At 43.5% G+C, this 14,866-nt stretch carries 12 protein-coding genes; 8 read left to right on the plus strand and 4 right to left on the minus strand.

The genetic code is table 11. The features are described 5' to 3' along the window. The first annotated feature begins 10 nt into the window (after window positions 1-10). From zorA to rpoS, 8 genes are all read left to right on the plus strand, one after another. Window positions 11-1,837, plus strand: coding sequence for an anti-phage ZorAB system protein ZorA (zorA, locus tag BEGALDRAFT_RS11985; RefSeq protein WP_002690330.1), 1,827 nt, complete (start codon window positions 11-13; stop codon window positions 1,835-1,837). Window positions 1,838-1,992: 155 nt separating this feature from the next. Then, window positions 1,993-2,898 carry a glycine--tRNA ligase subunit alpha gene (gene glyQ, locus BEGALDRAFT_RS11990; protein WP_002690332.1) on the plus strand — a complete coding sequence of 302 codons (906 nt, stop codon included), beginning with the start codon at window positions 1,993-1,995 and terminating at the stop codon, window positions 2,896-2,898. A gap of 100 nt (window positions 2,899-2,998) precedes the next feature. After that, complete coding sequence (gene glyS / locus BEGALDRAFT_RS11995; protein ID WP_002690339.1) at window positions 2,999-5,074, plus strand: glycine--tRNA ligase subunit beta; 2,076 nt, start codon at window positions 2,999-3,001, stop codon at window positions 5,072-5,074. Window positions 5,075-5,160: 86 nt separating this feature from the next. Then, on the plus strand, window positions 5,161-5,709 hold the full coding sequence (gene gmhB, locus BEGALDRAFT_RS12000; protein WP_002690341.1) for a D-glycero-beta-D-manno-heptose 1,7-bisphosphate 7-phosphatase: 549 nt from the start codon (window positions 5,161-5,163) through the stop codon (window positions 5,707-5,709). Continuing rightward, window positions 5,699-6,466, plus strand: coding sequence for a lysophospholipid acyltransferase family protein (locus BEGALDRAFT_RS12005; protein ID WP_002690343.1), 768 nt, complete (start codon window positions 5,699-5,701; stop codon window positions 6,464-6,466). The genes gmhB and BEGALDRAFT_RS12005 overlap by 11 nt, the downstream gene beginning before the upstream one ends. 243 nt (window positions 6,467-6,709) lie before the next feature. Further along, window positions 6,710-8,068: a LysM peptidoglycan-binding domain-containing protein gene (locus BEGALDRAFT_RS12010; RefSeq protein WP_002690345.1), complete on the plus strand. Its 1,359-nt coding sequence runs from the start codon at window positions 6,710-6,712 to the stop codon at window positions 8,066-8,068. Window positions 8,069-8,148: 80 nt separating this feature from the next. Further along, window positions 8,149-9,021, plus strand: a complete 873-nt coding sequence (locus tag BEGALDRAFT_RS12015; RefSeq protein WP_002690347.1) for a peptidoglycan DD-metalloendopeptidase family protein — start codon at window positions 8,149-8,151, stop codon at window positions 9,019-9,021. Window positions 9,022-9,057: 36 nt separating this feature from the next. Next, complete coding sequence (rpoS, locus tag BEGALDRAFT_RS12020) at window positions 9,058-10,023, plus strand: RNA polymerase sigma factor RpoS (protein ID WP_002690349.1); 966 nt, start codon at window positions 9,058-9,060, stop codon at window positions 10,021-10,023. 438 nt (window positions 10,024-10,461) lie between these two features. On the opposite strand, the gene rpoH is transcribed toward rpoS, so the two are convergent. The 4 genes from rpoH to hscA form a co-directional block, all read right to left on the minus strand. After that, window positions 10,462-11,331 carry an RNA polymerase sigma factor RpoH gene (gene rpoH / locus BEGALDRAFT_RS12025; protein WP_002690351.1) on the minus strand — a complete coding sequence of 290 codons (870 nt, stop codon included), beginning with the start codon at window positions 11,329-11,331 and terminating at the stop codon, window positions 10,462-10,464. A 717-nt stretch (window positions 11,332-12,048) separates the two neighbouring features. Beyond that, window positions 12,049-12,603 (minus strand): hypothetical protein, encoded by a 555-nt coding sequence (locus tag BEGALDRAFT_RS12030; RefSeq protein ID WP_002690354.1) that lies wholly within the window; start codon window positions 12,601-12,603, stop codon window positions 12,049-12,051. Between the two features lie 15 nt (window positions 12,604-12,618). Further along, window positions 12,619-12,957, minus strand: coding sequence for an ISC system 2Fe-2S type ferredoxin (gene fdx, locus BEGALDRAFT_RS12035; protein ID WP_002690355.1), 339 nt, complete (start codon window positions 12,955-12,957; stop codon window positions 12,619-12,621). Next, complete coding sequence (hscA, locus tag BEGALDRAFT_RS12040) at window positions 12,958-14,841, minus strand: Fe-S protein assembly chaperone HscA (protein WP_002690357.1); 1,884 nt, start codon at window positions 14,839-14,841, stop codon at window positions 12,958-12,960. Window positions 14,842-14,866: the final 25 nt, after the last annotated feature.

Genomic DNA, 14,866 nt, shown 5'->3' on the forward strand with positions numbered 1-14,866 from the left:
CTTCACATTTATGATGGATTTATTTTTTAGCTTGATTAATAACCCCATGATACCTTGGGGGTTAGCCTTTAGTATTATCTTATTAGCGGTCGGTATTTGGAGTTTATTCCGTTTTAAACTGGCGCGTTTTGAGTTTCAATTGCGTCAAGCGCAACAGCTTATCGACGCAATTCCGCCCGCTGAATTTATCGCCCATTATGAACAAGTTCATGAGCAACTACAGCAAAATCCTTTACTTGCCCAACAATGGGAAGCTTTTCGTAAAACCTTAATTCTGCCTAAAAAACCCCGCGACCCAATTTTTTACACCCATCGTCCTGATGTCTATTTCAATGAATCAAGCTTAATCGCGCCACGTTTAAACCTGCGTTTATACCAATCCGCGCCGAATATCTTTGTCGGTATTGGTTTATTTTTTACCTTTATTGGTCTTGTCGCGGCGTTATGGTTTGCTAGTCAAGGGGTTGCCGCGCCAGATATTGAGAAAGCACAGCAGGCATTGCGGGATTTATTGCACGCAGCAACGTTTAAATTTATTACCTCTATCGCGGGTTTAATTGCTTCAATTGTCTTTTCATGGCGGGAAAAAGCGCAACTGCACCGTTTACAAGAAAAAATCCATTATTTTTGTGCCAGCTTAGAAAATCACTTAACGTTTATCACCTTAGAACAAATTGATACCACACAAATTGAGGAAAATAGACGACAAACAGAGCAATTAGAACGCTTTAATACCGATTTAGCCGCCTCTATTGCGAATGCATTAGAAGATAAATTTTCAGAAAAATTGGCAAAAGCCATGAAACCGTTATCCGTCGCCATTGATGGATTAGCGGATAGAGTTGGCGGGATGAATCAAAATGCTTTAGAACGAATGGTTGAAACCTTTAGCCAGCATTTGCAAAACGCGGCAGGCGAGGAAATGAAGCAAGTCGCGCAGTCTTTAGAAAAATTAATTCCAACTTTAGACGGCTTTCGCCAGCAATTTGATTCATCGGGTACAGATTTCGGTTCGCGCATGAATGATGCCGCAGTGACTTTGCAACAAGGTTTTAGTCACGCGACAGAGACGCTTTTAGAACGGATGACAACGACGAATGCAGAAATTCAACAAACCGCCACGCAGGAGTTACAACGAGTCAGCGAGCCATTAACAATGCTGATTAGTGCCTTAGCAGGCTTAAAAACAGGAATAGACGAATCTAGTCAACTGTTACGCTCAAAAGCGCAAGATGCCAGTAGTGCGTTAGGCATTGCAGGGGAAAAGGTCGAGATGCGTTTATCCAGTGCCTCCCAACAAGTAGCGATGCAATTGACCGAGGCAGCGGATAAATTTGGTCTGGTGAAAACGGATATTGCCGAGATTAGTGCGCAAACATTAGAAAATTTACGTAGTGCGTTAAAGCAGTTAAATACGATTCAGACCAATTTAGCGGAAACAGGCGAGCAATTAAGCCTTGTCGGTAAACCGCTACACGATACGGTCGACACGCTAAAATTGACCTTAGAACAGGTGAATGGTTTAAACAGTGCCGTAGAAACCAGCGCGACCACATTGCAAGGCGTGAGCCTGAGTGCTAGCGACACTTTGAATAATACGAGTAAAGCAGTTGAGCAGGTTTGGAAAAAATATCAAAGTCATTTTGAAAAAGTTGACGAAGATGTCGCAAAAGTGTTCCAAGAATTGAGTAAAGGATTGGATAATTACCGCCAACAAGTAGAAAGTTTTACGCAAAAGTTAGACGAAAGTTTAAATAGTGCGGTGAAATCATTAAGCAGTGTGATTATCGAATTATTAGAAAGTATTGAAGAATTATCAGGAAAAAAACGCGGTTGATGATGATACAGCGAAATAGTGGATTTTATACGCGAATTACTTTGTATTCTGAGTCGCTGCATATCCAAGCTGTTTCTTAGCCGTTATAATGCGCTTATTTTGCATAAATCACCCGTTAAAACAGCTAGCAAAACCGTCGGAAAAGGGAAAAAGTCGTGGCATCACCAAGCACTTTTCAAGATTTAATTCTGAAACTACAAGAATATTGGGCAAAACAAGGTTGTGTGATTCAACAACCTTATGATATGGAAGTCGGCGCGGGTACATTTCACCCTGCGACCTTCTTACGGGCTATCGGACCTGAGCCTTGGAGTGCGGCGTATGTGCAACCGTCTCGCCGTCCCGCTGATGGGCGTTATGGCGAAAACCCTAACCGCTTACAACATTATTATCAGTATCAAGTAGTTATTAAGCCATCACCGCTGAATATTCAAGAATTATATTTAGACTCTTTGCGCATGTTAGGCATAGACCCCTTAGTGCATGATATTCGGTTCGTCGAAGATAACTGGGAATCACCGACCTTAGGCGCGTGGGGCTTGGGGTGGGAAGTGTGGTTGAACGGGATGGAAGTGACACAATTCACGTATTTCCAACAAGTTGGCGGGTTAGAGTGTAAACCTGTGACGGGCGAAATTACTTATGGTTTAGAACGCATTGCCATGTATTTGCAAGGGGTTGATAGCGTTTATGATTTAGTCTGGGCAGATGGACCTTTAGGGCGGGTGACTTATGGCGATGTGTTCCATCAAAATGAGGTGGAAATGTCCACGTATAATTTTGAACACGCGCCTATTGCCGATTTATTTAGAAATTTTGATTTGTACGAGCGCGAAAGCACGAAATTAATCGAGTTAGGTTTACCTTTGCCCGCGTATGAAATGGCATTAAAAGCCTCACATACCTTTAATTTATTAGATGCCCGTAAAGCGATTTCTGTAACGGAACGACAACGCTTTATTTTACGGGTGCGCACCCTCGCCCGTGCCGTTGCGCAAGCCTATTATGACAGTCGTGAAAAATTAGGCTTCCCGATGTGTCAAAACAAGGCGACAGCATAGTTAATCTATTGGTCAATTATCGCGTATTTCGTCGGGTGCGTTCGCAATTGCGTTATGTACCGTTTCACTATTCAGCTACGTCATTCATGGAATTAGTGCAATGTCTGCCACTCAGGATTTATTAATCGAAATCGGGACGGAAGAGTTACCCCCGAAGCATCTTAAAACCTTATCAGAAGCCTTTTTATCGGGCATTTGTGAAGGCTTAGAAAATCAGCATATTCAATATAATATTGCCAATCCTTACGCCACCCCGCGCCGTTTAGCCGTTTTAGTTAAAGGCGTTGCCGTACAACAGCCTGATATTCCCGTTGAAAAACGCGGGCCCGCATTAGCCGCTGCGTATGATAAAGAAGGCAAACCCAGTAAAGCTGCTGAAGGTTTTGCGCGTTCCTGTGGGGTGGCGGTTGCTGATTTAGAAAAGTTAGAAACGGATAAAGGCGCGTGGTTAGTGTTTCGTACCTTGCAAAAAGGACAGGCGACAGTCGAATTATTAAACAATATTATTAACAATGCCTTAGATGCATTACCGATTGCAAAACGGATGCGTTGGGGCAGTTCTGATTTTGCCTTTGTGCGCCCTATTCATTGGGTGTTAATCCTTTTTGGTCAGCAAGTGATTGAAACTGAAATTTTAGGGGTTAAGAGTGGCAACACGACACGCGGTCATCGTTTCCACCATCCGCAACCGATTGTTATTCCTAACGCGGATGATTATGCGAAATTGTTAGAGTCTGAAGGTTTTGTGATTCCTATTTTTTCCATTCGTCAACAACGAGTTAAGATTTTAGTTGAGGAAGCGGCGGAAATCTTAGGCGGGACAGCGGTGATAGACCCTGCTTTATTAGACGAAGTGACCAGTATTGTTGAAAACCCGTTTCCGATTACGGGCGAGTTTGAAAAAGAATTTCTTGCCGTTCCACCTGAGGCATTAATCGCAACGATTAAGGGTAATCAAAAATATTTCCATGTTGTCGATGCACAAGAGAAATTAATGCCTTTTTTCATTACCTTAAGTAATGTTCACAGCACGCAACCTGAATTGATTAAAGCGGGTAATGAAAAGGTGATTCGTCCGCGTTTAAGCGATGCGATGTTTTTCTGGAAACAGGATAAAGCCAAGCCATTAGCCGAGCGTCAGGAACAGTTAAAAACGGTTATTTTCCAAGATAAATTAGGCAGTTTATTGGATAAGTCGCAACGGGTTGCCGTGACAGCGGGAATGATTGCGCAAAAGTTGGGCGCAAATCCGCAACAAGCACAGCGGGCTGCGTTGCTCAGTAAATGTGATTTAATGACGAATATGGTCAATGAATTCCCAGAGTTACAGGGCATTATGGGCGATTATTACGCCCGTCACGATGGCGAGGCGGAAGCCGTTGCGGTTGCCTTGCGTGAGCAATATATGCCCCGTTTTTGGGGCGATACCTTACCGCAAACGCCTATCGGGCAAGCGGTGGCGATTGCGGATAAATTAGATACCTTAGTCGGTATTTTTGGTATCGGACAAAGTCCGACAGGGGATAAAGACCCGTTTGGATTACGTCGTGCGACTTTGGGGATTTTGCGCATTGTGATTGAATGTGCGTTACCGCTGAATATTCGCACCTTATTGCGGGAAGCTGAGAAAGCTTATCCGACAACGCTATTAACACAGAATACCAGTGAACAAGTATTCGAGTTTATGTTAGAGCGTTTACGCGGTTACTATCAGGAACAAGGAATTAACAGCGATAGCATTGAGGCGGTTTTAAGTTGTCAACCTGAATCGCCTTTAGATGCGGATAGACGCATTCGTGCCGTTGCCAGTTTTCAACAATTGCCTGCTGCGGAAAGTTTAGCCGCTGCGAACAAGCGAATTCATAATATTTTGAAAAAGACAGAGGAGTCTTTCCCTGATCATCCTGTCTTTACCCACTTTACCGAAGAGGCGGAGCGGGTGTTATATAATCAACTAAATCATACTGCTGAAGCGATTAACCCTTTATTAGCACAAGGGGATTATCAAGCCAGTTTGCAACAACTCGCACAGCTACGCGATGCCGTCGACAGCTTTTTTGATAAAGTGATGGTGATGGTTGACGATGAGAAAGCTCGTCGTAATCGTTTAGCCTTATTACAAACTTTACGGGGATTATTCTTAAAAATCGCCGACATTTCTCGTTTACAGGGATAAGCTTGTATAAAAGGGGGCAAGGTTTATTGTCCCTTTTTTATCACCTATATGACCCTTTTTCTTTTAGCAAATAAGTCTTTAACCCCATGAAATTAGTCATTTTAGACCGCGACGGGGTCATTAACTTCGATTCCAATGAGTACATTAAATCGCCCGATGAATGGCACGCAATACCCAATAGTTTGGAAGCCATTGCACGCTTAAATCAAGCAGGTTATCGCGTGGTTGTGATTACCAATCAATCAGGCGTTGCGCGTGGTTTATTTACTTTGGAAGACTTAAACGCGATCCATAACAAAATGTATCAGCAATTGAGTGAAGTGGGTGGCAATGTAGAGGCGGTTTTTTTCTGTCCGCATAGTACACAAGATAATTGTCAATGTCGTAAACCACGTGCGGGATTATTCCATAACTTAGCGGAGCGTTTAGGGATTTCTTTAACGGGTGTGCCTGCAATCGGGGATTCATTGCGCGATTTACAAGCTGCGATTGCGTGCGGTGCAAAGCCGATTTTAGTGTTGACAGGCAAAGGCGAAAAAACCTTACAAGAATTAGATGGATTTGGCGATGTCGCTGTATATGACAATCTCGCCAGTGTTGTGGATGACCTCTTGAGTGAAAAACATGCAGAATAATAATTCAACCCCTTCAATTCCCGTTTTATATGCGCGGGCATTGGCTTTTTATTTAGGTATTGTCATGGCATTGTTGGTTTTTATGCCTTTATCGTTACCGTTGGCATTGGTGCGTTATCCTTTGCGTTATCACATTATGACGCGCTTCGCCCATTTCTTTTTATGGTGGCTAGAAAAAACTTGCCAACTGACTTATGAAGTGCAGGGCTTGGAAAATATTCCGAAAGATAAACCTGTGATTGTGTTAAGCAAGCATCAATCTGCTTGGGAAACCATTGCTTATGCGAAGATTTTGCCGTTTATGCAAGTGTGGGTATTAAAGAAAGAGTTGTTATGGATTCCTTTGTTTGGCTGGGGTTTAGCAACCATGCGTCCGATTGCGATTGAGCGGAGCAATGTCCGCCGTTCTTTAGAGCAAATTATAGAGCAAGGGCGGAAACGCTTAGTCAGTGGCATTTCAGTGATTATTTTCCCCGAAGGCACACGGGTTGCACCAACGGAACGCGGACGTTATACCGTCAGTGGGGCGTTATTAGCGGAAAAAAGCGGTTTTCCAGTATTACCCATTGCGCATAATGCAGGGGTTTATTGGCAACGGCAGGGCTTTTTAAAATACCCTGGTAAGATTCAAGTGCATATCGGTACACTGATTAAAACCGAAGGTAAAACCGCTAAAGTGATTAATACGCAGGCTGAGGAATGGATTGAAAACGAAATGCCAAAATTAGTCACTACTTTGCCAACAGAAACGAATTAATCATCATTTTTAGTGCGTTAAGTGCTTATTGTTTATAAGTTGATTTAAACAAGTTCTTTATGTCACAATAAAAATTAACATTTTTTCTTACAATGGGTTGAATAGTTTTATTGTCCATCTTGTCTTGCAAGGCAATGTTAATTAGTTGTTAGGGGCGAAAAACTGTTTAAATCCTTTATCTTCTTCAACGTGCGTTTACTGGCTGTAATACTTTCTCACAAACAGCTTGGAGTTTAGCTCACAATGTATAGAACTCTAACTTTTGCAAAGCGATGGACAGTTTTAGGCTTAGCAATTACCGCGCTTATCAGTGGCTGTTCAACGGTTGAAACGACTGAACCAACGCCGACAGATGATGGGTATCAAAGCGGATATCCGACTGATTATCCAACTGATATTTCTTTACCTGATAGCAGTGGCACACCCACTGCGGGCGGACAATATTACACTGTCGTCGCGGGCGATACGCTCTATAGTATTGCGCGTCGTTACGGTACGGATTGGCGGGCGATTGCCACTGACAACGGCATCGTTCCTCCTTACGCGCTATCAGTGGGACAACAATTAATCGTCAGTGGTAGCAGTGGCGGTTACACAGGCGCAGTGACTGCGCCCGTCACAAGTTCACCTATACCACAACCAACCCCAACCCCTAGTTATAGCTATCCCAGCACTAGCACAAATTATCCAAGTACTTCAACGACAACCAGTGGCGGAAATGTTCATATTGTGCAACGGGGTGAAAGCCTTTATGGCATCGCCCGCATGTATAACGTAGATTTTCGTAATCTTGCGGCTTGGAATAACATCCCTGAACCTTACACCATTTCTGTTGGTCAACAACTGATTTTATATCCCTCAGGCACAACAGGCAGTACAACTGCGGCAGTTCCTGTGAGTAGTAGTCAAGGCTATGCATCTTCTCAAGGCACACATACCGTACAAGCTGGGGAAACTTTATATAGTATTTCCAAACGTTATGGTTATTCCGTGCAACAAATGGCGAGTTTAAATAATATCGCCCCGCCCTACACCTTATCTGTTGGGCAAGTTCTTGTTGTGGGGAGTGCAGGTAATAGCAGTGCCGTTGCACAAGCCAGTTACCGCGCAACAACCAGTCGTACAACAGCCAGCAGTAGCGACCAATATCATACGGTTGCACAAGGCGATACTTTATACAATATCGCCCGCCGTTATGGCTTCACACCCGCAGATATTGCCAGCTGGAATAATATCGCGCCACCCTATTCGATTATATTGGGACAACGCCTGTTAGTATCGCCACCAAGTGCAAGCAGTTACGGGGCAAATGTTTCTAATAGCAATAGCAGTGCGAGCACCTTAAAAACCCAAAGCGTTACCCGTCCAAGCACAACGACAACGAACACAGTAAAAAGCAACACAGCAACCAGTACAGACGCGAATACGAGCCGCAGTTATACCCAACCTTATAATTATCACATGGTTGGACAAGGTGAAACCTTAGGCAGTATTGCAGAACGCTATGGCTTAACGACGCAAGAACTCGCCTTATGGAATGGTATCGGTAGCCCTTACACGGTTTACCCTGGGCAACGCTTGCTTGTTATTCCCCCTAATTAATAACGCATCTATCCTGAACAGACTTGTTTAACACTTAAACAAGTCTGTTTTCCGCCATCCAACCTAAGAAGCTGTACGCCATGTTTTCCGCTCGTCACCTCGTTATCTCCATCTGTGTTTTACTAACCCCTGCTTGTGGTAACAGTTTATTTTTATCCCGTCATGTCGATAAACCCACCCTGACAGGCACGAGTAATGACTTGAGCAGTCAGGCAACAGCGTCTATTACCTATACGGTTAAAAAAGGCGATACCCTCTCAGGCATTGCCCGCCAATACAACACCACCGCTAATGCCATTGCCAGTTACAATGGTTTTGCTATCTCTAAAGCCTTAAGTATTGGTCAAATTCTACGAATTCCTGTTAAAACCAGCACAACAACATCAACAACTCCACAACCCAGCCCTCCCAGTAAAACCACCACCGCTCCTGTTGTTGCCTCCCCCGCTCCCTCAACCGCAACGCCTAGTTATTCAGCCCCCAGCCCCTCAACAAGCACGCGCCAACCCATGCGCCAACTTTATCAAGGCTATCAACAAGAAGCACAGGCAACCGTCAGCCCCTCGAATACAGGTAGTTGTTATCCTCCCGTTAAATGGCAATGGCCAACAGCGGGACGTATTTCTGCCAGTGTGTCACCAGAAGGACGACGCGGAATTAAAATTGCGAGTCAACGAGGGCAAGCTGTGCGAGCAGCAGCAGCAGGCACGGTGGTTTATAGTGGAACAGGAACAAATGGTTATCGTAACCTTATCATCCTACAACACAACACCGCTTACTACAGCGTCTATGCTGATAACCAACGCCTATTAGTACGAGAAGGCACACAAGTTGCGTCAGGACAATCGATTGCAGAAATGGGCACAGATAGCAATGGCGTTGCAGCACTACATTTTGAAATCAGATGTCGTACAAAAGCAGTTGATCCTTTGCTATACCTGCCCCCATTATAGTGTCAAACAAACACATCAGTTGCTGGTGAGGCAGATATGGATGACGACCCAATTGTACTAGAGGACGATACGGACATCCTTGAGGGTGACGACATACTCGATGTTGATAACCCCATCACGGAAGAGAACGAGCAAGAAGTTGCAGTACCGATGCACGACATTATTGATGGTGATCGGGATGCAACACGGATTTATTTAAACGAGATTGGCTTCTCTGCACTACTAACCCCGCAGCAAGAAGTTGACTATGCCCGTCGCGCTCAAAAAGGCGATATGGATGCACGAAGAATGATGATAGTGGCAAATTTACGGCTCGTCGTAAAAATTGCCCGTCGTTATATGAATCGGGGTTTAGCATTACTAGACTTAATCGAAGAAGGCAATTTAGGGCTGATTCGTGCCGTTGAAAAATTTGACCCTGAACGGGGCTTTCGTTTTTCAACCTATGCGACATGGTGGATTAAACAAACCATAGACCGTGCCTTAATGAATCAAACACGGACAATTCGCTTACCCATTCACGTGGTAAAAGAATTAAATATCTATCTACGTGCCGCCCGACAACTGTCGCAAAAGCTAGATCGAGAACCAACGCCCGAAGATGTTGCGCACGAGCTAGACCGCCCATTAGAAGATGTTAAACGCATGTTAGGGCTTAATGAACGGATAACGTCTGTTGATACGCCCCGCGCGAATGACTCAGAAAAGTCCCTATTAGACACGATTCCCGACGAGCAAAACCCCGACCCATCCGTCTTATTACAAGATGCGGACATGTTAAAACACATTGAATTGTGGCTTTCTCAACTCAATGAAAAACAAAGACGGGTTGTTGAGCGTCGATTTGGTTTAGATGGTGACGAAGTTGCGACACTGGAACAAGTCGGTCTAGAAATCGGCATAACCCGTGAAAGAGTCCGACAAATACAGCTAGAAGCCTTAAAACGCTTACGCGAAATCTTAGAAAAAGAAGGTTTTTCAGGTGAAGCGTTGTTTAAATGACAACTGTTGTCGAGGATTTAAGCAGGCAAAATTGATAGAAGTCTATTAATCACACTCAAATGACTCAAAAACAGTACTTATAAACAGAAAACCCCTTGTGCCGTTTTTTACACAAGGGGTTTTTTTATGCTCAAGATAACCTGATTTCAAGATAAATACTACATAAACAACATACTACACATTTAACAACTCACGATAAATATCATTATAAAAAAAATGGCACTCAAATTGCTCTATAGAAAACAGCTACACGGCGGATTGCTCCTACCCAGTCTTCGTGTAGTTAGGTAGTGTGGGTACTGGTCACACCTACACTACCGCATTAATTTCTCAAATCGACATCCTGTCAAAACTGATGCACTTTTATAAAAAAGTGTAAACTTGCTGATTGAATCCTAACTATCCCATTAAGATAAATAAGAATCAGCGGGTTAAAAATTACATCATCGCACTTAATAAATTCTTTTTCAGCTTCTTCATCGCATTATTCTCAATTTGACGAATCCGCTCAGCAGACACATTATACTGCTCTGCTAACTCTTGCAAGGTCGCTTTCTCATCCCCTAACCAACGTTTTTGCAAAATATCTTGGCTACGAGAATCTAATTGATTTAACGCCTGCTTTAACTGCCCATTACCATGCGCATCCCACTCGGCTTGCTCGATCATCGTTGCAGGATCATAACGCACATCTTCCAAATAAGACGCGGGAGCTAACATTTCGTTTTCTTCATCCGCATCATTCGGCGCGTCAAAAGCCATATCGTGCATGGTTAAGCGTGTTTCCATTTCCAGCACATCCTTAGTGCTCACGCCTAAATCCTTAGCGACAGACTCCACTTCAGCATTGGTTAACCACCCTAAATGCTTTTTCGCGCTACGTAAGTTAAAAAACAATTTCCGTTGTGATTTCGTCGTTGCGACCTTCACAATTCGCCAGTTACGTAAAATATACTCATGAATTTCCGCACGAATCCAATGCACAGCAAATGAAACCAAGCGTACCCCAACATTCGGATCAAAACGTTTCACCGCCTTCATTAACCCAATATTCCCTTCTTGAATCAGGTCAGCTTGAGGTAAACCATACCCACGATAACTGTGGGCGATGTGCATGACAAAACGTAAATGAGACATCACTAAAACACGGGCGGCTTCAAGGTCTTCACCCGTCCGCAAACGTTCTGCTAATGCGCGTTCTTCATCACTACTTAACATGGGAATCGCTCGGATAGCTTGAGCATACCCCTCGATACTTTGACCTGGGACAGCAAGTTGCAAATTGAGCGTTAATGGCTGAGATGTCATCGTAAATCTCCCCTCATAGTGTTTAAGGTATGCTTGGCATTCTGTCCAATTTGCGCGAAAAGTTAAGTAGATTTCTAACGCGCGATACAGATTTAAACTTAGTATAATACTCAGGTATTATTATGTCAAGCAAAAGTAAACTGCTAGTTTAGATTTTGTATAGTTTTGATTTTGCGTCAACTATACGGCTGAATAGGATTATTAAACACTCTGTCTAAGTCTTGTATAAGGTTAAAACCTTAGTCGTTGTCAACGCAACGATTGATAGTAAAAACAAGATAAATGGGTAAGACAGAAGTTTAAGGGTTAGTGAATAGAATAAAGAGAAGGGAACAAAAAATAGACTATGTCCCCTTTATATCAACTTCGCACAGGCTGCAAAGCGTTTGATGATAAACGTGCTGGCTCTCAATCAATGTAGAGATATACTGAAGCATTAAGTGTAATATAACACAGCTTTTTTACTATCAGGATTAATTTTTATTTATAAAAAGTAATTAAAAATCAAGGCATTTTCACTGAAAAATCACGGATAATTTATTGTTTTTTAGCATATTTATATATCGGAATTCTTCTATATTACTCTATTTAACGTAGATTAAAAATTATTTAACCCTTCAGATAAAAAAAGACCTGCTAGGTTTTTAAAACCTAGCAGGTCTCTGTTTTACTTTTAGAAACACGCCGAACTCAGGTTACCTTAAATTAAACAGTAAGCTACTCTGAAATATACAAATTTAAACATTTCGCTAAAGGAAACGCCTTAAAACGCAATTGCACGCTTTCATTGAGAAATTTTAATAACCCTCCAGACATTTCCAAATAAATTTTGCCCGCTAATGCCAATATAATTGCATCAAAATGAAATCTTACGCTTGAGCCGTACTCATGGCGATATGGCAAATAATCAAGTATTTTACTGTCATCTTGGAAACACTCTTGATACTTGCATTTTGCGACATCAAGGTAATACAACGCATTTCTTTCCTGACGCAGTCTATCTAAAATTCGCTGATAGCCTTCAATATAATTAGGGTGTGTATAGTATTGACTATAGAAGGCTTCTAAGAAGGGCAATAATCCCTGTTCTAATTCTGTTGGTTTAATATTCCAACAATATTCTTCTTCCGTTTCTGAAAAATCAAAAAGTGATAAATCTAGGGGTAACTCCTGTTTAAATGTCAATGTTAGTTTTTCTAAATCTAACGGTTTTCGCTTAGGTTTAGCAACATATACCTTTGTAACTAATGATAAACAAATAGATTGCCCCATGAGTATTGCTCCTACTTAATGATTTTCTCGCGCGTAATTAATCGTATATTTGGGAATTTCTACGACTAAATTTTCATCGGCGAGCTTGGCTTGACAGCCGAGTCTGGATTCTGCTTCTAATCCCCATGCTTTATCTAATAAATCTTCTTCTTGCTCAGTCGCTGGGGTTAGAGAATCAAAACCTTCACGGATAATAATGTGGCAGGTGGTACAGGCGCAGGATTTATCGCAGGCATGTTCTAAAGCAACACCGTGATTTAACGCAATATCTAAAACACTTTCTCCAGTATCCGCTTCAATTGTGACACCGTCAGGGCAGAGTTCAGGATGGGGTAAAAAGGTGATTGTCGGCATTTATTTATCTTCCTCCATAAATTCATTCAGTTTGTGTCCCTGCATCGCGCGTTTAATCGCTTGATCCATCCGTCTTGCGGCAAACTCTTGTGTCAGGCTATCTAGTTTTTCAATCGCTTGTTTGATGACGCTGGGTTCTGTGCCTTCTTTAACTTTGAGTAAAGCATCTAGTGCCTGATTAATGCTTAAAAACTCTTGTTGTTTTAACAGGGTTTGTCCATCGGCTTGTAAAGCGGCGCGGAGTGCGTTAATAACGCGGTCGGCTTCGACTTGTTGTTCTCGGAGCGTTCGTTTTTTTGCATCCAAATCGGCGTAGGAAATTGCATCTTTTAACATGCGTTCAATATCGCTATCTTGTAAACCGTAAGAGGGTTTTACGGTGATTTCGCTTTTTATCATGGTGGTTTGTTCTTGAGCGGAAACACTGAGCAAACCATCGGCATCAACTTGGAAAGTAACACGTATCCGCGCTGCACCAGCAACCATTGGCGGAATGCCACGCAGTTCAAAGCGTGCGAGTGAACGGCAATCGCTGACTAAGTCGCGTTCACCTTGTACAACATGTAACGCCATTGCTGTTTGACCGTCTTTAAAGGTGGTGAATTCTTGCGCACGGGCAACGGGTAGCGTGGTATTGCGTGGAATGACTTTTTCAACCAGTCCGCCCATGGTTTCCAAACCTAGTGATAGGGGAATGACATCCAGCAGGAGCATGTCATCATCAGGTTTATTGCCGACAAGAATATCGGCTTGAATAGCAGCACCGATTGCGACAACTTTATCGGGGTCGATATCAACATGGGGTTGGCGTTGGAAAAATTCGGCGACTTTTTCACGAATGCGGGGCATACGGGTAGAACCGCCAACCATGACGACTTCATGAATATCCGCTTGGGTAATGCCTGCATCGCGTAAGGCTCGACGGCAAGGTATCAATGTTTTTTGAATATAGACATCAACGAGGTTGTGGAGGGTGTCGCGGGTTAATGTGCCTGTCCATGTTTGCCCATTGCTTAAGTTAATCGTGAGGTCGACGCTGTTTTGTTCGGTAAGGGCTTCTTTTGCCATTTTCGCGCTATCGAGTAGGTAGCGGATGTGTCCTTGTGAACTGTCATCGGCAATTTGGGCTTGTGTCATTATCCAGCGGGCAATCTCGCGGTCTAAATCGTCGCCCCCAAGTGCGGAATCGCCTGCGGTTGCCATAACTTCAAACACGCCTTTGTGTAGGCGCAGGATAGAGATATCGAAAGTACCACCGCCTAAGTCGTAAATGGCGTGAATGCCTTCGGCTTTTTTGTCTAAACCATAGGCAACAGCGGCGGCGGTGGGTTCGTTGAGTAAACGGAGTAAATGTAAGCCTGCAAGGGTTGCCGCGTCTTTGGTAGCTTGGCGTTGTGCGTCGTCAAAGTAGGCTGGGACGGTAATCACAACGCCACTGAGTTCACCGCCTAGGCTGTCTTCGGCACGTTGTTTTAAGCTGCGGAGGATGTCGGCAGAAATTTGGACGGGGCTTAAGTCGCCATGTGTGGTGTGCAGTAAGGGCATACCTTGCTGTTCGATAAAATCATAAGGGAGTTGTGTGCCTAGGGTTTTGACTTCATTTAGTCCACGCCCCATGAGTCGCTTGACAGAGGCGATGGTATTTAAGGGGTCAGTGCTGGCAAAGGCTAGGGCTTCGTAGCCAACAAGGGCGGGCGCGTCTGTTTTGTAGTGAACGACTGAGGGTAAGAGGTGGCGTTCTTGGGTATCGGGTAATGTTTCGGCAATACCACTGCGCACGGTTGCAATGAGGGAGTTAGTTGTCCCTAAGTCTATGCCTGCCGCAAGTCGGTGTTGATGGGGGGCAGTGGATTGTCCTGGTTCGCTAATTTGCAAGAGTGGCATGTAAACGTCCTTTAATGACTGGTCA

Origin of the sequence: Beggiatoa alba B18LD (assembly GCF_000245015.1) — a bacterium.
In the GTDB taxonomy this organism is placed as follows: Bacteria; Pseudomonadota; Gammaproteobacteria; order Beggiatoales; family Beggiatoaceae; genus Beggiatoa; species Beggiatoa alba.

What these genes read in the sequence shown, in the direction of transcription:
- zorA (WP_002690330.1), top strand. Translation starts at nt 11, where the DNA reads ATGATGGATTTATTTTTTAGCTTGATTAATAACCCCATGATACCTTGG.
- glyS (WP_002690339.1), top strand. Translation starts at nt 2,999, where the DNA reads ATGTCTGCCACTCAGGATTTATTAATCGAAATCGGGACGGAAGAGTTA.
- gmhB (WP_002690341.1), top strand. Translation starts at nt 5,161, where the DNA reads ATGAAATTAGTCATTTTAGACCGCGACGGGGTCATTAACTTCGATTCC.
- BEGALDRAFT_RS12005 (WP_002690343.1), top strand. Translation starts at nt 5,699, where the DNA reads ATGCAGAATAATAATTCAACCCCTTCAATTCCCGTTTTATATGCGCGG.
- BEGALDRAFT_RS12010 (WP_002690345.1), top strand. Translation starts at nt 6,710, where the DNA reads ATGTATAGAACTCTAACTTTTGCAAAGCGATGGACAGTTTTAGGCTTA.
- BEGALDRAFT_RS12015 (WP_002690347.1), top strand. Translation starts at nt 8,149, where the DNA reads ATGTTTTCCGCTCGTCACCTCGTTATCTCCATCTGTGTTTTACTAACC.
- rpoS (WP_002690349.1), top strand. Translation starts at nt 9,058, where the DNA reads ATGGATGACGACCCAATTGTACTAGAGGACGATACGGACATCCTTGAG.
- rpoH (WP_002690351.1), bottom strand. Translation starts at nt 11,331, where the DNA reads ATGACATCTCAGCCATTAACGCTCAATTTGCAACTTGCTGTCCCAGGT.
- BEGALDRAFT_RS12030 (WP_002690354.1), bottom strand. Translation starts at nt 12,603, where the DNA reads ATGGGGCAATCTATTTGTTTATCATTAGTTACAAAGGTATATGTTGCT.
- fdx (WP_002690355.1), bottom strand. Translation starts at nt 12,957, where the DNA reads ATGCCGACAATCACCTTTTTACCCCATCCTGAACTCTGCCCTGACGGT.
- hscA (WP_002690357.1), bottom strand. Translation starts at nt 14,841, where the DNA reads ATGCCACTCTTGCAAATTAGCGAACCAGGACAATCCACTGCCCCCCAT.